This is a genomic window from Rahnella selenatireducens (assembly GCF_046449555.1).
GTDB lineage: Bacteria > Pseudomonadota > Gammaproteobacteria > Enterobacterales > Enterobacteriaceae > Rahnella > Rahnella selenatireducens.
The window spans coordinates 201,401-219,862 of record NZ_JBKEZJ010000005.1; the positions used below are offsets into that span (position 1 = coordinate 201,401).

Annotated in this window: 18 protein-coding genes; 9 read left to right on the plus strand and 9 right to left on the minus strand. The window is 54.6% G+C overall.

What is annotated here, in order from left to right; genetic code table 11:
• Nucleotides 1-59: 59 nt before the first annotated feature.
• Both ACLBVC_RS10725 and ACLBVC_RS10730 read right to left on the minus strand, forming a co-directional pair.
• Nucleotides 60-293, minus strand: coding sequence for a hypothetical protein (locus ACLBVC_RS10725; RefSeq protein ID WP_410149577.1), 234 nt, complete (start codon nt 291-293; stop codon nt 60-62).
• Nucleotides 294-488: 195 nt separating this feature from the next.
• The gene (locus tag ACLBVC_RS10730) at nt 489-1,511 is read right to left on the minus strand and encodes a LacI family DNA-binding transcriptional regulator (RefSeq protein WP_410149578.1); all 1,023 of its coding nucleotides are present in this window, start codon (nt 1,509-1,511) and stop codon (nt 489-491) included.
• 260 nt (nt 1,512-1,771) lie between these two features.
• Between ACLBVC_RS10730 and ascF the strand changes: the two genes are divergently transcribed.
• The gene (gene ascF, locus ACLBVC_RS10735) at nt 1,772-3,250 is read left to right on the plus strand and encodes a PTS cellobiose/arbutin/salicin transporter subunit IIBC (protein ID WP_410149579.1); all 1,479 of its coding nucleotides are present in this window, start codon (nt 1,772-1,774) and stop codon (nt 3,248-3,250) included.
• A 14-nt stretch (nt 3,251-3,264) separates the two neighbouring features.
• Entirely contained in the window at nt 3,265-4,695 is a 1,431-nt protein-coding gene (locus ACLBVC_RS10740) for a 6-phospho-beta-glucosidase (RefSeq protein WP_410149580.1), read from the plus strand.
• A 26-nt stretch (nt 4,696-4,721) separates the two neighbouring features.
• Here ACLBVC_RS10740 and ACLBVC_RS10745 read toward each other — a convergent pair whose 3' ends face one another.
• Nucleotides 4,722-5,729, minus strand: coding sequence for a LacI family DNA-binding transcriptional regulator (locus ACLBVC_RS10745; RefSeq protein ID WP_410149699.1), 1,008 nt, complete (start codon nt 5,727-5,729; stop codon nt 4,722-4,724).
• A 199-nt stretch (nt 5,730-5,928) separates the two neighbouring features.
• On the opposite strand from ACLBVC_RS10745, the gene ACLBVC_RS10750 reads away from it, so the two are divergent.
• From ACLBVC_RS10750 to ACLBVC_RS10770, 5 genes are all read left to right on the plus strand, one after another.
• The gene (locus ACLBVC_RS10750; protein WP_410149581.1) at nt 5,929-7,008 is read left to right on the plus strand and encodes a cellulase family glycosylhydrolase; all 1,080 of its coding nucleotides are present in this window, start codon (nt 5,929-5,931) and stop codon (nt 7,006-7,008) included.
• Nucleotides 7,009-8,168: 1,160 nt separating this feature from the next.
• Nucleotides 8,169-9,011 (plus strand): ABC transporter substrate-binding protein, encoded by an 843-nt coding sequence (locus ACLBVC_RS10755; protein ID WP_195824673.1) that lies wholly within the window; start codon nt 8,169-8,171, stop codon nt 9,009-9,011.
• Between the two features lie 24 nt (nt 9,012-9,035).
• Nucleotides 9,036-9,866 (plus strand): amino acid ABC transporter ATP-binding protein, encoded by an 831-nt coding sequence (locus ACLBVC_RS10760; RefSeq protein WP_410149582.1) that lies wholly within the window; start codon nt 9,036-9,038, stop codon nt 9,864-9,866.
• Nucleotides 9,863-10,636: an amino acid ABC transporter permease gene (locus ACLBVC_RS10765; protein ID WP_410149583.1), complete on the plus strand. Its 774-nt coding sequence runs from the start codon at nt 9,863-9,865 to the stop codon at nt 10,634-10,636. Before ACLBVC_RS10760 ends, ACLBVC_RS10765 begins: the two co-directional genes overlap by 4 nt.
• Entirely contained in the window at nt 10,626-11,318 is a 693-nt protein-coding gene (locus tag ACLBVC_RS10770; protein ID WP_410149700.1) for an amino acid ABC transporter permease, read from the plus strand. Before ACLBVC_RS10765 ends, ACLBVC_RS10770 begins: the two co-directional genes overlap by 11 nt.
• A 126-nt stretch (nt 11,319-11,444) precedes the next feature.
• On the opposite strand, the gene ACLBVC_RS10775 is transcribed toward ACLBVC_RS10770, so the two are convergent.
• Both ACLBVC_RS10775 and ACLBVC_RS10780 read right to left on the minus strand, forming a co-directional pair.
• Nucleotides 11,445-11,666 carry a hypothetical protein gene (locus ACLBVC_RS10775; protein ID WP_410149584.1) on the minus strand — a complete coding sequence of 74 codons (222 nt, stop codon included), beginning with the start codon at nt 11,664-11,666 and terminating at the stop codon, nt 11,445-11,447.
• Nucleotides 11,663-12,364 carry a hypothetical protein gene (locus tag ACLBVC_RS10780; protein WP_410149708.1) on the minus strand — a complete coding sequence of 234 codons (702 nt, stop codon included), beginning with the start codon at nt 12,362-12,364 and terminating at the stop codon, nt 11,663-11,665. The genes ACLBVC_RS10775 and ACLBVC_RS10780 overlap by 4 nt, the downstream gene beginning before the upstream one ends.
• Here ACLBVC_RS10780 and ACLBVC_RS10785 point away from each other — a divergent pair.
• Nucleotides 12,262-12,516 (plus strand): metalloregulator ArsR/SmtB family transcription factor, encoded by a 255-nt coding sequence (locus tag ACLBVC_RS10785; protein ID WP_410149585.1) that lies wholly within the window; start codon nt 12,262-12,264, stop codon nt 12,514-12,516. The two genes, ACLBVC_RS10780 and ACLBVC_RS10785, sit on opposite strands and share 103 nt — an antisense overlap.
• A gap of 118 nt (nt 12,517-12,634) precedes the next feature.
• Complete coding sequence (arsC, locus tag ACLBVC_RS10790) at nt 12,635-13,060, plus strand: glutaredoxin-dependent arsenate reductase (protein WP_410149586.1); 426 nt, start codon at nt 12,635-12,637, stop codon at nt 13,058-13,060.
• Nucleotides 13,061-13,067: 7 nt separating this feature from the next.
• Here the strand turns inward: arsC and ACLBVC_RS10795 are convergent, their stop codons facing one another.
• Genes ACLBVC_RS10795 through ACLBVC_RS10810 form a run of 4 tightly spaced genes read right to left on the minus strand, consistent with a single transcriptional unit; the run spans nt 13,068 to nt 18,171 of the window.
• The gene (locus tag ACLBVC_RS10795; protein WP_410149587.1) at nt 13,068-14,699 is read right to left on the minus strand and encodes a dipeptide ABC transporter ATP-binding protein; all 1,632 of its coding nucleotides are present in this window, start codon (nt 14,697-14,699) and stop codon (nt 13,068-13,070) included.
• Nucleotides 14,696-15,508: an ABC transporter permease gene (locus ACLBVC_RS10800; RefSeq protein WP_410149701.1), complete on the minus strand. Its 813-nt coding sequence runs from the start codon at nt 15,506-15,508 to the stop codon at nt 14,696-14,698. Before ACLBVC_RS10800 ends, ACLBVC_RS10795 begins: the two co-directional genes overlap by 4 nt.
• Nucleotides 15,509-15,531: 23 nt before the next feature.
• Nucleotides 15,532-16,527 (minus strand): ABC transporter permease, encoded by a 996-nt coding sequence (locus tag ACLBVC_RS10805; protein ID WP_410149588.1) that lies wholly within the window; start codon nt 16,525-16,527, stop codon nt 15,532-15,534.
• Nucleotides 16,528-16,548: 21 nt separating this feature from the next.
• Complete coding sequence (locus ACLBVC_RS10810; RefSeq protein ID WP_410149589.1) at nt 16,549-18,171, minus strand: ABC transporter substrate-binding protein; 1,623 nt, start codon at nt 18,169-18,171, stop codon at nt 16,549-16,551.
• Nucleotides 18,172-18,462: the final 291 nt, after the last annotated feature.

Sequence of the window (18,462 nt, forward strand, 5' to 3'; positions counted from 1 at the left end):
AGGGGATCCAATGTGTTAAATAAAAAGGCCGCAAACTATGGCGGCCTGTTAAATTTTGGTTACGGACGTTGCGGTTTTGGTTCGTGCTTCACCGGTGGTTTTGGTTTCGCTTTATGATGAACCGGCGCAGGTTTGACCTGATGATGCGGTTTTTCGTGTTTCACGACAGGCTTGTGAACTTTATGGACCGGCTGCGGCTGACTGACCGGCCCGTTTTGCGGACCTTCAGCGTAAGCACTCAGGCTGGCGGTCGCCAGCAACGCACACAGAACAACCATTCCTGACTTAATCATTGTATTCCTCGTTCCCGTTTTGACGGTGTTTTCTGATAACACACAGACTTTGCGGGGCAAACGGGAAAACGACAATTCGGATAAGGCTTAATAAAGGAGGTTTAACGGAAAATTTAAACTGCGTTTACGTAAAGCTGAGGGAAATGCAGGGCGCTTCCGGTATTTTCTGCAAGCGCCCCGGAATATTCCCGTGAATTACTGTACAACTTTATAAGGGCCGTCGGTCACTGACTCGCGCAGAATAAGGTCGGATGAAAATTTGTTCTGACCGGATAAATAACCGCCATCGAGCATGGCGATAATCTGGCTGATCACTTCGCTGACCATATCGCTGACCGGATCCTTCACGCTCGACAGTGCCGGAATAAGAAATGGCGCGGTCGGAATATTATCAAACCCGATCACCGAAACTTGCGCAGGCACGGCAATTCCGGCAGTGCTGAGCTGCTTCATTGCACCAATCGCCATTTCATCGTTACTGGCAAGCAGGGCGCTGAAGGGTTGCCCGGACGACAACAACGTTTCCACCGCTGTCGCGCCGCTGGCCGGAGACCATTTTCCCTGCACGATCAGCGATTCTTCCACTGGCAAACCGGATGCCGTCATCGCGTCGCGATAGCCGGAAAGCCGCTCAATGGCGGTCGGAGAATCCATAGAACCGGTAATAAACGCAATATCCCGATGTCCGCGTTCAATAAGCGCCTGCGTGGCATTAAAACTCGACCCTTTATGGTCGCAATAAATACAGTGACTCTGATGTTTACGTAATTTGCGGTTCACGACCATCACCGGTTTTTTATATTTTTCGATGAGAAAATCCATTTCATCGACCGATAAAAAGCGCGGATAAATAATAATGCCGTCGCAGCGTAAATCGTGCAAAAACTGAATGGCATCCTGTTCTTCTTCGGCGCTGTGTTTGCCATCCACCAGAATCAGCTGGCGTCCGTTGGCATCGAGTTTTTTCGCGGCCTGAGAAATTAACTCGCTGAAATAATGCCCGTTATACAACGTATTCGTCACCACCAGCCCGATGCACATTGATTTGCTGGTCGCCAGATTTCTTGCCAGTAAATTGGGCCTGTAACCCGCTTCCTCAATGGCTTTATAGACCTGATCTTTAGTTTCCTGGCTTACATAACCTTTGCCGGAAAGCACACGGGAAACCGTGGCTTTCGAGACGCCCGCTTTGGCTGCCACTTCCTGCATTGTCGACATCAGGCACCTTCTGGATGAGAAAAATTATTCGCCATTCTACACATTCCACGCGTCCTGAGACGATTTCACTGCGCAGGGAGATCGTCATCACAAAAATGAAACGGTGTTGTATTTATTTATTGAAGTCAGAAGAAGAACTGAACATTCTCGTATGAAACCGGTTACCTACTGTTTCGGAAAAAGCCCGCTACGTTTCATAAAAAAGGCTTCCCGGAAAGATAATTATATATAACCCTATGAATCCGAGAGAGTTATCGCTCATGGCTAAGAATTTTGAAGCAATTTCCAGGTCAATCGTCGATGCCATTGGCGGCGCGGACAACGTGGCGGCGGTGACGCACTGCATGACGCGCCTGCGCTTCGTGCTGAACGACGAATCCGTCGTGGACGCGGCGGCACTCAAATCTATCACCGGCGTGATGGGCGTGGTGCGCAATGAAAAACAGTGCCAGGTGATCATCGGCAACAACGTGTCACAGGCTTACGCCGAAGTGCTGAAACTGCTGCCGGAAGGCTTTGCGGCGGCCAGCGATGATGCGCCCGCCAAAAACAAAATTACGCTCAAACGGATTGGCGCAGGAATTCTCGATGCGCTGATTGGCACCATGTCACCGCTGATCCCGGCGATTATCGGCGGTTCGATGGTGAAACTGCTGGCGATGATCCTGGACATGAGTGGCGTGTTTGAAAAGGGCGCTTCGACGCTGGTGATCCTCAATACCATCGGTGACGGTGCGTTCTTCTTCCTGCCGGTGATGGTGGCGGCGTCGGCGGCGGTGAAATTCAAAACCAATATGTCACTGGCGATTGCGATTGCCGGGATCCTGGTACATCCGGCGTTTATCGACCTGATGGCGAAAGCCGCGCAGGGGCAGAAAGTCGAGTTCATTGGCATTTCCGTCACGGCGGTGAAATACACCTACACCGTGATCCCCGCGCTGTGCATGACGTGGCTGCTGTCTTACATTGAAAAATGGGTCGATCGCATTACGCCGGTCGTCACCAAAAACTTCCTCAAGCCGATGCTGATCATGCTGATTGCTGCACCGATCGCCATCGTGCTGATCGGGCCGCTGGGGATCTGGATAGGTACCGGTATTTCCGCCGTGGTGTACACCGTTCACAGCTATCTCGGCTGGCTGTCGGTGGCGATTATGGGCGCGGCCTGGCCGCTGCTGGTGATGACCGGCATGCACCGCGTGTTCACGCCGACCATCATTCAGACCATTGCGGAAACCGGAAAAGAAGGCATGGTGATGCCGTCAGAAATCGGCGCAAACCTGTCACTGGGCGGTTCATCGCTGGCCGTGGCGTGGCGGACGAAAAACCCGGAACTGCGCCAGACCGCGCTAGCGGCAGCGGCTTCCGCGATTGTGGCCGGGATCTCGGAACCTGCGCTTTACGGCGTGGCGCTGCGGCTCAAACGTCCGCTCATCGCCTGCTTGATCAGTGGTTTTATCTGCGGTGGCGTTGCCGGTTTAGGCGGTCTCGCCAGCCATTCGATGGCGTCGCCGGGGCTGTTTACCAGCGTCCAGTTCTTCGACCCGTCCAATCCGATGACCATTGTCTGGGTGGCGGGTGTCATGATCCTCGCGGTGGTGCTCTCGTTTGTCATCACCCTGCTACTCGGATTTGAAGATATTCCCGTGGAAACCGTGACGCCGAAAGAGGGCAAAACGGCAGAGATCACCACGCCTGCGCCGTTGCCGGTGGCACCCAACGCAGCGCGTTCACATTAAAGGAGAAGTAATTCATGGCAGCATCCTTATTTCCTGACGGCTTTTTATGGGGCGGCGCGATTGCCGCAAACCAGGCCGAAGGTGCCAGTTTTGAAGGCGGCAAAGGCCTGACGACGGTCGACATGATCCCGCACGGTGCGCACCGGCTGGCGGTAAAAACCGGTCAGGAAAAGCGCTTCCGCCTGGACGCAACAGAGTTTTACCCGAGTCATCAGGCGATTGATTTCTATCATCGTTATAAAGAAGACATCGCGCTGATGGCCGAAATGGGCTTCACCGTATTCCGCACCTCAATCGCCTGGAGCCGTCTGTATCCCAACGGCGATGAGTTAACGCCAAATGCGGAAGGCATCGCGTTCTACCGCGACGTGTTTGCCGAATGCAAAAAATACGGCATCGAACCCCTGGTGACGCTTTGCCACTTCGATGTGCCGATGCATCTGGTGATTGAATACGGTTCGTGGCGTAACCGCAAAATGGTCGAGTTTTTCGCCCGTTATGCGCGCACCTGTTTTGAGGCGTTCGACGGGCTGGTGAAATACTGGCTGACCTTTAATGAAATCAATATCCTGCTGCACAGCCCGTTCTCCGGCGCGGGTTTAGTGTTCGAAGAGGGCGAAAATCAGGAGCAGGTGAAATATCAGGCCGCGCATCATGAGCTGATTGCCAGCGCACTGGCCACGAAAATAGCCCATGAAGTGAACCCGGAAAATCAGGTCGGCTGCATGCTGGCGGGCGGCAATTTCTATCCGCGCACCTGCAAGCCGGAAGATGTCTGGGCGGCGCTGCAAAAGGACCGCGAAAACCTGTTCTTTATCGACGTTCAGGCGCGCGGCGCTTATCCGTCCTACACCCGCCGCGTATTCGCTGAAAAAGGTATTGTCATCGACAAACAGCCCGGCGATGACGACATCCTCAAAAATACCGTCGATTTCGTCTCCTTCAGTTATTACGCCTCGCGCTGTGCGTCCGCTGACATGAACGACAACAACAGCAGCGCGGCGAACATTGTAAAATCACTGAAAAACCCGTACATCGAAGCCAGTGAATGGGGCTGGGGCATTGACCCGCTCGGGCTGCGCATCACCATGAACATGATGTACGACCGCTACCAGAAACCGTTATTCCTGGTGGAAAACGGCCTCGGCGCAAAAGATGAATTCAACGCGCAAGGCGAAATCGTCGATGATTACCGCATCAGCTATTTGCGTGAACATATCAGTGCGATGGGCGAAGCCATCGCCGACGGCATTCCGGTGATTGGCTACACCTCGTGGGGTTGCATCGATCTGGTTTCCGCCTCCACCGGCGAAATGAGCAAACGCTACGGCTTCGTCTTCGTCGACCGCGACGACAGCGGCAACGGCACGCTGGAAAGAACCCGTAAGAAATCGTTTTACTGGTACAAGAAAGTGATAGCCAGTAACGGGGGAGATTTGGGGTAGTTTGTACTCAGGGCGGTCAGGTTGTATTACCTGACCGTACTCGCCCGAACCTTCAGTTTCCCCGCCATAATGACCCGCGTGGCGGCATCTTCGCCAGAGCACAAATATTCCACCGCCATCCGGCCTAATTCGTTATACGGCAACTGGACGCTGGTGAGTTTGGGCGTCATCTGATCGGTGATGCGCTGATCGTCGTATCCGGCGACCAGAATGTCCTGCGGAATTCGCAGATGCAGTTCGGTCAGCGCCTGATAACAACCGATGGTCATCCAGTCGCTGGAGCAGAAAATCGCATCCGGCGGTTCGGGCTGATCCATTAGCTGCAGCGTCGCGCGATAGGTTTCATTGAGTGACCAGTTGGTGGCCTGCACCAGCCGATCGTCGGGTTTCATGCCCGCTTGTATCAGGGCCTCCCGGTAACCTTCGAGTCGCATTTCGCACGCTTCCATCCAGTGATCCCCCATGATATGCGCAATGCGCGTGGCGCCCTGATCGATAAGATGTCGGGTAATTTGCAAAGCGTTTGCGCGGTCGTCCGGCAAAAATGTGGGCAGCAGCGGATAAGCACGATCGTAGACGTTCAGCAGGACGACAGGTAACGGCGTCTGGTGAGCAAAAGGGGCAAAATCAATCGCCTGCGTCACCGGAGAGGCAATGATAATCCCGGAACAACGGCGCTGATTCAGTTGAGAAATAATCCGCACCGCGAGTTCGGCATCATCGCCGTAATCATAGACGGTGAGCAGGGTATTTTGCCGCCAGGCGGCTTCACGCGCTTCACTCAGCGCATCAACGAACGGGTCATAGCTCGGCATGGCGTTGACCAGCAGCGCAATTTCTTCCTGTCCGTTGTCATTATGCGGTGCAGGTATTTTTTTGTAACCCAACGAAAGCGCGGTATTGAATACCCGCTGACGCGTTTCTTCGCTGAGTTTGACAGAACGTGAATTGTTTAAAATCAGTGAAACGGTCGCCTGCGAAACCCCGGCTTCCCGCGCAATATCACTCATCGTGACTTTGTTTTTTTTCTCCATTTCCCTTTTCCCGTCTGCCATGTATCACTCCTTTTTCACTATATCACAGCGGTCTTTTTTGCCCGGCCACCCCGCAGTCTGGCTAAAAAGAGTGTGATCTCAACAGCAGAACCCGCATGACGAATTTGCTGCAATGTCAGTCAGGTAATAAAAATTAGCTAATAATATTAGTTAATGGTCAATAACGCGAGGATAAACGATGAAAGAGCAATGGAATGAACAGCAGGCGGCGCAGTGGATCAAAAAGCAGGGGTGGATGTGCGGATTCAATTACTTACCGCGCACGGCGGTGAACTGGACAGATCTCTGGCAGCGAGAGACCTTCGATGCGGCGACTATCGATCAGGAGCTGGGCTGGGCGCACGATGCGGGTTACAACCAGTTGCGCACCAATTTGCCGTTTATCGTCTGGCAGGATGATCGTGAAGGTTTGCTGGCGCGTATCGACCAGTTCCTGGATATCGCGGCGCGCCACCAGATAAAAGTGATGCTGACGCTGATGGACGATTGCGGTTTTTCCGGCGACGAGCCGTATCTCGGGCCGCAAAAAGCGCCGGAGCCAGGAAAACATAACAGCCAGGCGGCGGCGAGTCCGGGGCGCGATGTGGTGTGTAACCGCGAAATATGGCCGCAGGTTGAGGATTATGTGCGCGACATCATCCGCCATTTTCGCACTGACGCCCGCATCGCTATCTGGGATTTGTACAACGAGCCGGGGAATCGCGGCACGTTTGCGACCGGTCTGGAAGAAGTGCTGTATGACGAAAAACTGGAAGTTTTCGCGCTGGAACTGATGCAAAAGGCGTTTGTCTGGGCGCGTGAGGAAAATCCGCAGCAACCGCTGACCGTCGGTGCGTGGCATTTCTCGCAGGATCCGGAACAGCCGGAAAGTGAGTTTTTCACGCACCCGATTGATGTCGCGGCGGCAAAACTGTCTGATGTCATCAGTTTTCACGCTTACGTCGCCACGCCAAAACTCTTACACGCGCTGCGTTTCTGGCAGAAATTCAACCGCCCGATGCTGTGTACCGAATGGCTGGCGCGCCACGTCGGCAGCGTTTTCGAAGAGCAGTTGCCGCTGTTCAGCGCCTTCAACGCCGGGTGTTATCAGTGGGGGCTGGTGCGCGGAAAAACCCAGACCACACTGCCGTGGCCGGTTGTGCGCAAGGGCAATCACGATTACGCCCATTTATGGTTCCACGACGTGCTGGACGAATACGGTATTCCGTTCCGTCGCGCTGAAATGGATCTGGTCCGCCGCTTAACGCGAATGAAATAACCCTTCAACATGCTGCACAGGGAAGTGCGAGGCAGAATAAAAATGACGATTTCAATGAAAATCCCTTCCATGGAATTGTGATCTTATTTTGGTTACGGGCTGGGGGGGAATTTTTGCCTTCCGGCAGGGCATAACGGACATTTTTGGTGCAAAAAATCGCCAGTATGAAAGTCTTTTGTGGCTAAGGTTTTGAATTTGTTATAGCTGTGAAGTTGGCATACAAGCTGCATTAGCTTTTATGACATGAGTGAAATACGTCAGTACAGAGAGATTACGGATGAAGGCGTCCGTTAGCGTTCAGGTGGCTGAGCGCTAACAGGACGCTTTTTTTTATGGGTTTTGGCCACCCAAACGGGCCTGAAGACCTTGAGCTCGCTGCTCAAACTGGCTCTTCGGTCAAAATCAAAATCAAAATCAAGGTCGTGGGCGTCGGCCCACACCGACCAAAGACCCGGTAACGCGCGGGTCTCTGGACTCTGCGCTTTTCTAACTGCGCGCTGTCGCTCGCTGGCTATGTTTCAGAGACTCCGGTTATTGCCGCAAAATCCCGCCGCTGCGCGGTTCCCTGCACTCGGGTTACAAACCGCGCGAACAGATACGCGGTTTTCCACCTCTCGCTTTGGCGTGATTTTTGAAAGCGGCCAATAACTTTCTAATTCGTAACCTCACCACTAATTGTTATTCAAAATGCCTTTGAATTTAGATAAGCCTCCGGCCGCTTTCAGAAAGCTTGCCGAGCGAAGCGTTTCGAGACCTATGGCTCGAAACCGAGTAAGGGAACCGCGTAGCGGCAAGTTTTCGCGGCAATAGCAGCGGTACCTGAAACATAGCCATCAAGCGGTAGCACGCAGTTAAAGAGCCCGGGATCCTCAACGGGCGCGGCGACAGGCGCTCCTTGAGGCCAGTTTGTGTGGCAACCCAAGGTCTTGATTTTGACCTGAAGCCAGTTTGGGCGGCGAGCCCATACTTTGAACAGATATGCGCCCCAGTGGGCAGATCCAACCCTTATGCATTAATCATCCATCTATATCCTTTTTTGTTAGTGGCAGTCGCCCGTTCCTATATGCAATTCTCTGACCTACAAAACAAAAACGTTATTTACCTGCCAGATTATAAATTTAGGGCGCGAGCCCTCTTAAGACGACTTATAAGGAAAAACTATGGCTGCTTCTTCAGTAATCAAAAATAAATTCAATAAAAGCGTTGTTTCCGCCGGTCTGTTTCTGGCGCTCAGCGCAGTCTCAACTTTTGCAGCCCATGCGGATCAGTTGGCTGATATAAAGAAAGCCGGCGTGGTGAAAGTGGCCACGTTTGATTCCAATCCACCGTTCGGTTCTGTGGATGCCAAAACGCACGATATCGTCGGTTATGACGTTGATTTTGCGAAAGCGCTGGCGAAAACGCTGGGTGTGAAACTACAACTGGTGCCGACGAATCCGGCGAACCGTATTCCTTTATTGCAGTCCGGCAAAGCCGATCTGATTGTGGCGGATATCACCATCACGCCGGAACGCGCGAAAGTGGTCGATTTCTCCATTCCTTATTTCGTGACCGGCCAGCAGTTCCTGGTGCCGGCCAATTCACCGGATAAACTCGATGCCTATGCTACGGCGCGTATCGGCGCGGTGAAAGGCACCACCGGCGAGCAGGAATTGCATAACCGCTTCCCGCAATCGCGCGTGTTGTCTTACGACGATATTCCTCTGGCGCTTTCTGCGCTGCGTAACGGCAACGTGCAGGCGATAACACAGGACAGCACCATTCTGGCCGGTTTGCTGGATGGCGCGCCGGACAAGGCAAAATACAAAGTCTTGCCTGAATTACTGAGCAAAGAAGAGATTGGCGTTGGCGTGAAAAAAGGCGAAACCAGCCTGCTGAAAGTGGTAAATGACGAGTTGCTAAATCTGGAGAAAAACGGTCAGGCGGTAAGCATTTATAACGTCTGGTTTGGCCCGCAGACAAAATCTCCGCAGCCACGTCTGTTTAAGATTGAAGCCAAATAATCCGCTTTATGCAAGGTAATGCACATGCAGCAAGACACCTTATCAACCGCAGCGACGTCTGCGGTTTTTTCACATTCAAACGCCGCGAAAACCACGGCGGTCGAATTTCGTCAGGTCAGTAAATCTTTCGGTCATCACCTTGTGATCCGGAATGTCAGTCTGAGCGTCGCCAGCGGTGATGTGGTGGCGGTCTGCGGGCCGTCCGGCTCAGGGAAGTCCACGCTCATCCGCCTGATTAATCAGCTGGAAACCGTCACTGATGGCGAAATTCTCATCCACAACAAACCGACGCGCGGCCTGAACGGACCGGCGTTACGCGAATTACGTACGCACATCGGCTTTGTGTTTCAGCAGTTCAACCTGTACGCCCATCTGACCGCACAGGACAACGTCAGCCTCGCGCTGATTAAAGTGCACGGCTGGAAGAAAAGTGATGCACGAGAGAAGGCGCTGACACTCCTGACCCGCGTCGGTTTGCAGGACAAAGCGCAGCATTATCCCGAGCAACTTTCCGGCGGACAGCAGCAGCGCGTGGCGATTGCCCGGGCGCTGGTGACGGATCCGGACATCATTTTGTTCGATGAGCCGACGTCGGCGCTGGATCCGGAGATGATCGGCGAAGTCCTGCTGGTGATGCAGGAACTGGCGAAAAGCGGCATCACGATGATTGTGGTGACGCACGAAATGAGTTTTGCCCGTGAAATTGCCGACCGGGTGATTTTCATGGACGGCGGCGAGATCCTGGAACAGGCGGAACCGGAGGATTTCTTCCTGCGGCCGCAGCATCCGCGTGCGCAGCGTTTTCTGCAAAAAGTCCTGTTTCCGCTGCATCCTGAAACAGGAGCGGGGCAATGATCTGGCATCCCGACTGGGCTGGCGTGCTCACCGGCCAGCCTTTGCAGTGGATTATTTCCGGCTTTCTCACCACGCTTTACGTCAGTATTGCGGGCAGTGTGCTGGCGACGCTTCTGGTGGTGTTGCTGATTGCGCTGCGCCTGAGTCATTCGCGTCTGGCGCGTGGCGCGGTAGCGGCGTTTGTGTCGGTTTTCCGCAACACGCCGCTGCTGGTTCAGCTGCTTTTCTGGTATTTCGCCGCGTACGGCGCGCTGCCGCAAAGCTGGCGTTTTTACATCGGCGATACCCACGCGTGGGCGGTTTTCCCCGGCAATATCGCGTGGCTCACGCCGGAATTTTTGTGTGCCGCGTGGGGGCTGGGATTATTCACCGCCGCGTTTCTGGTGGAAGAAGTGCAGGCGGGGCTGAATTCCGTGCCGAAAGGTCAGACCGAAGCCGCGATTTCACAGGGTTTCAGCCGTAAAACGCTGCTGCTTTCGATCCTGTTACCGCAGGCGCTGACCAACGCGTGGCAGCCGATTACCGGGCAATATCTCAACCTGATGAAGCTTTCCTCGCTGGCGACCGGCATCGGATTTTCCGAGCTGACGTATCAGGTCAGTCAGATTGAAAGTTACAACGCGCACGCCTTTGAAGGTTTTGCGGTCGGCACGTTGCTGTATCTGGCGCTGGGGATGATCCTTGGTGGGTTGATGACGGTATTTGGCCCGAAACGCCCGCAACAAAGGCCGCAGGCTGCGCAGAAGGCGGAGGTGAATGATGGAATTTGACTGGTCGATTCTGCACGATAACTTCACCTACATGTTGTGGGGAAGACTGGCCGACGGCGAACCGGGGGGCGTTTTACTTACGCTGATCATGGCTGTTTCAGCTGGCGTGCTCGCGTTAGTGCTGGGCGTCGCAATGGCAGCTTTAGCCTGGCGTTTCGGTGGCTGGACGCGAAAATTGCTGTTTCTGTGGGCGTCGTTTATTCGCGGCATCCCGCTTATTTTTGTGATTTTCTGGCTGTATTTCCTGCTGCCGGTGGTGTTTGGCGGCTCGATCCCCGGCCCGCTGACGGTGATTATCGCACTTGCCTGGTTTACCTCGGCGGCGGTGATGCACTCCACGCTGGCCGGGCTGGATTCACTGCCGCGCGGGCAAACCGAAGCGGGGATTGCGTCCGGCATGAGTTACAGCCAGGTTTTGCTCAATGTCCTGCTGCCGCAGGCGTGGCCGAACCTGTTGCCGTCGTATCTCGGGTTGCTGATTTCGCTGGTGAAGGACACCTCGCTGGCGTTTATCGTCAATGTGCCGGAGCTGACCACCGTCGCGGGGCAGGTGAATAACCGGGTGCAAATCTACCCGGCGGAAATCTTCCTGTTTGTCGGCCTGATGTATTACCTGCTGTGCGCATCGCTGGCCTATGTTGCGGGCAAATCGATTAAACGCCGTCAGGCATCGCGGGCGTAACAGGCCATAAAGCCATCTGTGAAATCTCAGATTTTCGCCTGATTCACACGGGCAGAGAGTTCCTGATGGCTTTCCTTTCAGACCTGTAGAGAGTCAGATACAAAGTCGCCCGGTGGATGTTGGCGGTTAAATGGTGATATTCATTCTTGCTTGTTCAATGAGTGTATAAAACTCATTGAAATCAAAACTCCAAATCCCGTTCGAATTGGTGCATGGGAAAATTTCAATTCGGATACCGGTATCAGGCTCATTAGATACTTCAGCCACTTGATCTGAATCAGAATAGATTTCATAAACAACGTTTTCTCTGTCTGGCACGCTGGCCAGTTGTGCGGTTAACTTGCTCATTTCGGTGGCTCCAAGAATCCAATTAGTTTCCCTTCGAGGTCATAGCGCAAACCTCGACCATCTGTCGCAATAATATCAGTGACTTGACCAAATCGGCCAGTATTGCTCTGAAGGACTGTTTTACCAGTATCGTTTAAAATGTTATCTACAATGCTTTGCCCTTGCTCGTTGATTGCTAACGTATTGCCTTTAACTGATGGGAATACGCTACCTACACGTCCTCCGTGCTTCTGAAGCGCACGACCTGCTTGAGTCAAATCGCCTTTATCCAATATTTTTGCACCATCGGATAATTGTTCAATTGTGAAACCGTTAATTTTTGGCGGTGGAACAAACCTCTCCAACTGACCAATTTCACTTGCTGCACCTAACCGGCCGAGTCCTAGCCCGGCTGCTACAGAAACGACAGCAATAGCCGATCCTGCTGTTGTTTCGTTCAGAACTTGATCGTAACCCGCCGGGGCATCTCCACCGAGTTGCTGAGCTGTTTTGGCGTAGCCTTCTAAGTTTCCATTGTAGACACCGCCTGCAGCCAGTAAGCGACCGACAGCTTTACTATTGAGGGTTTTAGCCGCCTGTGCATGTTGATCAGGTTGTGAGTACGAACTGCCGTAATGGGATTTCTGGGTGGGTGCTGCTTTTACCCCATTCAAGAGAGATGTGTATTTGCGAACTCTGTACCGTAACTGGCGAATCACAGCCCAAAATATCCAGGCACATGGCACTGTTGAGCGAGGCGGAACGGGTCATTGATCGCCGTGAAAGTAAATGGGTGCATTACTGTTTATCTCCACATGTGCCCGCCTGGGCAGTCGCTATGATCGATACAGCGTGGAAATGCGAGCATTAAGAAGTCCGAAGTCAATTCAGTCACGCGGTTTCTTCTGCGTGCTGATGCCAAAAAAATATGTTTTAGTGAATGTGATTTCACGCGGAAACAGTATTAATCCTCCAATGAGTCCTGAAAAATGAGCAATATAACGATCTACCATAATCCGGCTTGCGGCACATCGCGTAATACGCTGGAACTGATCCGCAACAGCGGCGCTGAGCCTGAGATCATTCTGTATCTGGAAACGCCGCCTTCGCGTGAAGAACTGGTGAAACTGATTGCCGCGATGGGCATTTCTGTCAGAGAACTGCTGCGCGTTAACACCGCGCCTTACGGCGAACTCGGGCTGGATAATCCGGACTTCACCGATGCGCAGCTTATTGACGCGATACTTTTGTATCCAATCCTGATGAACCGCCCGGTAGTGGTGACGCCGCTCGGGGCCGCGCTGTGCCGCCCGTCAGAGAAGGTTCTGGATATTCTTCCGGATGCGCAGAAAGGCGCGTTCACCAAAGAAGACGGCGAACGTGTGGTGGATAAAGACGGCAAGCGGCTTGTCTGAACTGTGTTTAAAACGCTGCCGCCGTTTGCCGGTTTGAACTCACCACCGGCAGGGCATTAATCAGCTTTTGGGTCCACGGATGAGCAGGGCGGTGGAAGACGTCATCGACCTGTCCGTGCTCGACCACGCTGCCGTCTTTCATCACCATCACCCTGTCTGCCAGGTGATGGACCACGCCGAGATCGTGCGAAATAAACAGCAGCGCGGTGCGGTGTTCTGCCTGCATCTCGGCCAGTAAATCCAGCACCTGCGCCTGCACGGAAACGTCCAGCGCGCTCACCGGTTCGTCGGCCACGAGTAATGCAGGATTCGGGGCAAAAGCGCGGGCGATCGCAACACGCTGGCGCTGACCGCCGGAAAGTTCGCGCGGATAACGCCGCAAAAATCCTTCGCCGAGCTGCACTTCATCGAGCAACTGAAGGATGCGGCGACGTCGTTCATCGCCAAAAATGCCCACACTATCGAGGCTTTCTCCGATGATTTTTTCCACGTTATAACGCGGATCAAAAGAGCTGAGCGGATCTTGTGCGATCAGCTGAATCCCGCGGCGTTGCAGCCTGCGGATGGATTCGGGGATCTGACTCCAGCGCTGCCCCTGAATAGTAATCGTGCCGGAACTGGGTTCAGTCAGACCGAGCACCATTCTGGCCAGCGTGGTTTTCCCCGAACCGGATTCACCCACAATCCCCAACGTTTCACCCGCCGCCAGCGTCAGGCTGACGTGGTTAACCACGGCTTTGTTCGCGTAATGTTTGCTCAGATTGCGCACGTCCAGCACCGGTTCGCCGCTGACGATATTTTTGGCGGGTAGCGGTCTGCCGCTCTGCCCGGAGAGTTTCAGCCCGCGCGTGGCAGGGCCGGGAATGGCGGCGAGCAGCTGGCGGGTATACGGGTGATCCGGTGTGCTCAGCAGTTTTTCGCCCGTGCCTTCTTCCACCACTTTGCCCTGATGCATGACCAGGATCCGGTCGGCGAGTTGCCCGACGACAGAAAGGTCGTGGCTGATCAGCAGCAGGCTTTCACCCCGGTCGCGACGCAGTTGCAGCAGATCCAGAATCTGCTTCTGCACCGTCATATCCAGCGCCGTGGTCGGTTCATCGGCAATCAGCAAACCGGGTTTCCCGGCCAGCGCGGTGGCAATTAGCACACGCTGACGAAGCCCGCCGGAAAGCTGATGCGGATACGCCGTCAGCCGGTTTTCAGCGTCCGGAATACCCACCGATTTGAGCAGCGAAATGCTTTGCGGATGCAGCTCGTGCGGTTTACCGGCGCGGTTCGCCTGTAACGCATCGCGCAGTTGCTGACTGATGCGGCGCAGCGGGTCGAGCGACACCAGCGCATCCTGCAAGACATAGCCAATTTTGCTGCCACGAATTTTTCGCCAGCGGCGCTGGCTGGCGCCGAGCATATCCTGCCCGTCGATCACAAAACGGTCTGCGGTGATATTCGCTTTGGCATCCTGTAACCCCAGCAGGCTGCGGGCGGTGACGGTTTTCCCTGAACCGGACTCCCCGACGAATGCGATGGATTCCCCGCGTTTAAGCTGTAAGTTCAGACCGCTGACCGTCGGTTTTTCACCGTCGGCTGAGGGAAAGGAGATCGAAAGATTGCGGATATCAATAAACAGTTCGTCGCTCATGGCTGTTTCCCTTCAAAAGTGGCCTGCCAGTAGCGGCCAAGCGTGTTCACAGAAATCACGGTCAGGGTGATCGCCACGCCCGGCCAGACGCCAATCCACCACGCATTACGCAGATAATTACGACCTTCGGCCAGCATCAGCCCCCATTCTGCGGTCGGCGGTTGCGGCCCCATGCCGAGAAAACTTAAACCTGCCGTGCCGATAATCGCGGTGCCCAGCCCGAGCGTTGCCAGCGCCGGAACGTGTGCGATAGCGTGCGGAAGCACATGCCGCCAGACCAGAACGTGGCGTTTGAGGCCCAGCGTGCGTGCCTGCTCCACGTAACCCGAGGACATCACCACAAAGGTTTGCGCCCGCACCACGCGGGTGAAACGCGGCACGGAAGCAACGCCGAGCGCGAAGATCAGATTGGTGGTGCCGGGGCCGGTGAACGCAATCAGCATCAGTGCGAGCAGTAAATCCGGGAACGCGGAAACCACATCCACGGCGCGGCTGATCAGCTCATCAAGCGGGCCTTTGAATAATCCGGCCAGTAAACCGAGCAGGCTGCCGATGCTGACCGCCACGGCCATCGCGGCGAGGCTGATCAGCAGGGAATACCGGCTGCCGTAAATGATGCGCGCCAGCACGTCGCGCCCGAGCTGATCGGTGCCGAGCCAGTGTTCAGACGAAGGCGGAAGTTGCGCGTTAACCGGATCGGCGTTCAGCGGGTCGAAATGCGTTAGCCACGCGGGGAAAATCACCGCCAACGCGACCAGCAGCAAGTATACGGCTGCGAGAAGGTAACCGGTTGAAAACCGGCGCTTCATGCGGCCTGAAATCAGTAACTGGCTCATGCGTTTTCTCCGTCATTCTGGCCGTTATCCCGCAGGCGCGGATCGATAAACAGATACAAAATATCCACCAGCGTACTCAGCACGACGTACACCAGCGCGGAGAAAATCGCCACGGCCAGCACCACCGGCAAGTCTTTACCCAGAACCGCGTCGACGGTGATTTTGCCCAAACCCGGGCGGCCAAACACCTGTTCGGTGATCACCGCGCCGCTAAGCAAACCGCCAATCAGCCAGCCGGTCAGTGTGACGGCGGGCAGGGCAGCGTGGCGCAGCCCGTGGCGTAAACGGATAATGCGGTTGCCCAGCCCCCATGCCCGCAACGTCAGCACAAAGGGTTCGTCGAGCGCATCTTCCAGCCCGCGCCGCAATACCTGAGAAACCACTGCGCCCTGCGCTAATCCGAGGGATAACGCCGGTAATACCAGCGAGGAAAAACTGCGGTCGCCCGCCACCGGGAACCAGCGCAGCGTAAAGCTGAAGATAAACAGCAGCACGATGCCGAGCCAGAAAGAGGGCGTAGAGGCCAGAACCAGCTCGATGCCCCCCGCAATGCGTCGCCCCCAGCGACGGTGTGCGGTCGCGACGGCCATCACCACGGCAAACACCAGGCTGACGACCAGCGCCAGACCGGTGAGTTTAAGCGTCGGCCACAGCTGCGATAGCACCAGCGAACTGACGTCGGTATTGAGCATATAAGAACGGCCAAAATCACCGTGCAAAACGCGCCAGAGATAGTGCAGATATTGCATGTACAGGGGCTGATCCAACCCCCATTCGGCGCGGATCGCCGCTTCAATCGCCGGTGTTTGTACCTGTTCGCCCATCAGCAAGCTGACGATATCGCCCGGCGCGAGATACACGCTGATAAAAGACAGCGTGACCGCGGCCCACAGCACCAGCACGCCGCTCAGCAACCGCCGGACAACGCGACCGCGCCATGACGGCGCTGAGTTAGGCCGCTGCGGGGGAATAAAGGTACTTTCAGCCGACATAATAAAACTCCTTACTTCTGATTAATGCTTGCTCAGCCAGACGTCGTAGGCGTTTTCCGGCATCTGTTTGAACGGTCTGAAACCCACGCCGTGAACGTAAGAGGCCGCCGCAATCTGGTCTTCTGGCTCATAAAGCGGGATCGCCAGCGCCTGCTGCAACACGGCAAAGTTTTGCAACTGCCCGTAGTAGGTTTTGCGTTCTGCGTTATCCAGCGTTTGCGACGCGCCTTTCAGCAGCGGAATGATTTCCGGTGCATCGGTGCGGCTGTAGTTGATCGAACCCCCGGCATTGATCGGCAGGTAATGGTTCTCGATATCGATGCCGTCAGTGTCGGTGTTGGAGTTGGCAATTGAGCCAAACTGACCGGTTTTTCTGACTTCGGTATAGGTTCCGGAATCGACGTAACGGATTTTCAGATCCACGCCCAGACGCTGCCGTGCCTGCGCCTGCAAGGCCTGCAACAGGACATCACGCTGGTCGCGCACGGTGGCCTGTGCCTGAATAATTTCGATGCTCAGCGGCTTGCCGTCTTTGGTGCGGATGCCGTCAGCGCCTTTGGTTTTCCAGCCGGCTTCGTCCAGAAGCTGGTTCGCCAGGGTTGGATTATTGCCATATTTGCCGGTCAGACTGGCGTCATACAGCGGGTCAACCGGCGACGTAATGCCCCAGACGCGCGTGCGTTCGCCGCGATAAATCGATTGCAGAATCGGAGAAATATCCAGCCCCTGTAAAATCGCTTGCCGCACTTTCACTTCCTGCGTCGGGCCATATTTCACATTCAGGAACAGCGAATACGGCGTGCCGGTGTTCAGCGCGTGCTGATAGCTGAAATCCGCGTTGTCCTTGAATTCGCCCGCATCGTTGCCGGACACGCCTTCAATGACATCCACCTGACCGGAAAGCAGCGCGCCGGTGCGCACGGAAGATTCCGGCAGGAAACGGTACGTTACGCTTTCGAGATACGCCGGGCCCTGATGTTTGGCATTCGCTGACGCCCAGTGATAATCCGGGTTGCGCACATATTCAATCTGCTGGCCTTTCTCATAGCGCCTGAGAATGAACGGGCCGGTGCCTGCGATATCCGTGCCACCGGCTTTCAGCTGCGGCGATGTCCACGACGACGGTGAGATCAGTTTCAGGCCGGAGGCAAACGAGAGGAACGGGCTGTAAACCCGCTTCAGCGTGAGGGTAACCGTGTGCTCGTCCGGTGTGGCGATGGTATCGATTCGCCCGGCCAGCGCACAAATACTCGAACCTGCGCAATACGCCGGATCCTGTGCATGACGGAAATTCTCTGCCACGGCGGAGGACGTCAGTTTTTCCCCGTTGGAAAACTTCACGTCATCGCGCAGGGTGAAGGTGTAAGTTTTGCCGTCATCGGAAACGTGATAACCGGTCGCCAGCCACGGGATATACGCGCCGTCCGGCGTGCGCGCCAGCAGTGATTCATAGGCAACACGCAGGATAAGCTCGGCTTTGGATTGCCCGTTTAACTGCGGATTCAGCGTATTGGGCTCGGTTTCGACGCCCCACGTCAGGCTTCCGCCTTGCTGAGGTTGTTCAGCGGCATACAGCGACTGCCCGGAAGAAAGCACCAGAAGTGTTAAAGCAGAAAGAGAACGCACACCAGCAAAAGATTTCATACATTTCCCGTCAGGTCATTAATCATGAATTATTTGAATAAGCGCATAAATAATAAGGATGCCGCGCTATTAACCGGCGGCTGGAAGGAATTATTAAGGGCGGGTTACTAAGTTGTAAAATCACAATATTTGCTTATCAGCGAAAATAAATGACTTAGCGGAAAATTATTATTTTTGGTCAATCAGGAAATAATCAGGAAAACCCGGCTTATCTATATTCAGGGTTATAAAATGCTTTTTTCTTCGTGGCTTAATCACCTCTGTTCTCTATTTTTAACGCAGGTTTATTTT

What these genes read in the sequence shown, in the direction of transcription:
- ACLBVC_RS10740 (WP_410149580.1), top strand. Translation starts at nt 3,265, where the DNA reads ATGGCAGCATCCTTATTTCCTGACGGCTTTTTATGGGGCGGCGCGATT.
- ACLBVC_RS10800 (WP_410149701.1), bottom strand. Translation starts at nt 15,508, where the DNA reads ATGAAGCGCCGGTTTTCAACCGGTTACCTTCTCGCAGCCGTATACTTG.
- ACLBVC_RS10810 (WP_410149589.1), bottom strand. Translation starts at nt 18,171, where the DNA reads ATGAAATCTTTTGCTGGTGTGCGTTCTCTTTCTGCTTTAACACTTCTG.
- arsC (WP_410149586.1), top strand. Translation starts at nt 12,635, where the DNA reads ATGAGCAATATAACGATCTACCATAATCCGGCTTGCGGCACATCGCGT.
- ACLBVC_RS10750 (WP_410149581.1), top strand. Translation starts at nt 5,929, where the DNA reads ATGAAAGAGCAATGGAATGAACAGCAGGCGGCGCAGTGGATCAAAAAG.
- ACLBVC_RS10755 (WP_195824673.1), top strand. Translation starts at nt 8,169, where the DNA reads ATGGCTGCTTCTTCAGTAATCAAAAATAAATTCAATAAAAGCGTTGTT.
- ACLBVC_RS10770 (WP_410149700.1), top strand. Translation starts at nt 10,626, where the DNA reads ATGGAATTTGACTGGTCGATTCTGCACGATAACTTCACCTACATGTTG.
- ACLBVC_RS10730 (WP_410149578.1), bottom strand. Translation starts at nt 1,511, where the DNA reads ATGTCGACAATGCAGGAAGTGGCAGCCAAAGCGGGCGTCTCGAAAGCC.
- ACLBVC_RS10805 (WP_410149588.1), bottom strand. Translation starts at nt 16,527, where the DNA reads ATGTCGGCTGAAAGTACCTTTATTCCCCCGCAGCGGCCTAACTCAGCG.
- ACLBVC_RS10765 (WP_410149583.1), top strand. Translation starts at nt 9,863, where the DNA reads ATGATCTGGCATCCCGACTGGGCTGGCGTGCTCACCGGCCAGCCTTTG.
- ascF (WP_410149579.1), top strand. Translation starts at nt 1,772, where the DNA reads ATGGCTAAGAATTTTGAAGCAATTTCCAGGTCAATCGTCGATGCCATT.
- ACLBVC_RS10795 (WP_410149587.1), bottom strand. Translation starts at nt 14,699, where the DNA reads ATGAGCGACGAACTGTTTATTGATATCCGCAATCTTTCGATCTCCTTT.
- ACLBVC_RS10745 (WP_410149699.1), bottom strand. Translation starts at nt 5,729, where the DNA reads ATGGAGAAAAAAAACAAAGTCACGATGAGTGATATTGCGCGGGAAGCC.
- ACLBVC_RS10775 (WP_410149584.1), bottom strand. Translation starts at nt 11,666, where the DNA reads ATGAGCAAGTTAACCGCACAACTGGCCAGCGTGCCAGACAGAGAAAAC.
- ACLBVC_RS10725 (WP_410149577.1), bottom strand. Translation starts at nt 293, where the DNA reads ATGATTAAGTCAGGAATGGTTGTTCTGTGTGCGTTGCTGGCGACCGCC.
- ACLBVC_RS10760 (WP_410149582.1), top strand. Translation starts at nt 9,036, where the DNA reads ATGCAGCAAGACACCTTATCAACCGCAGCGACGTCTGCGGTTTTTTCA.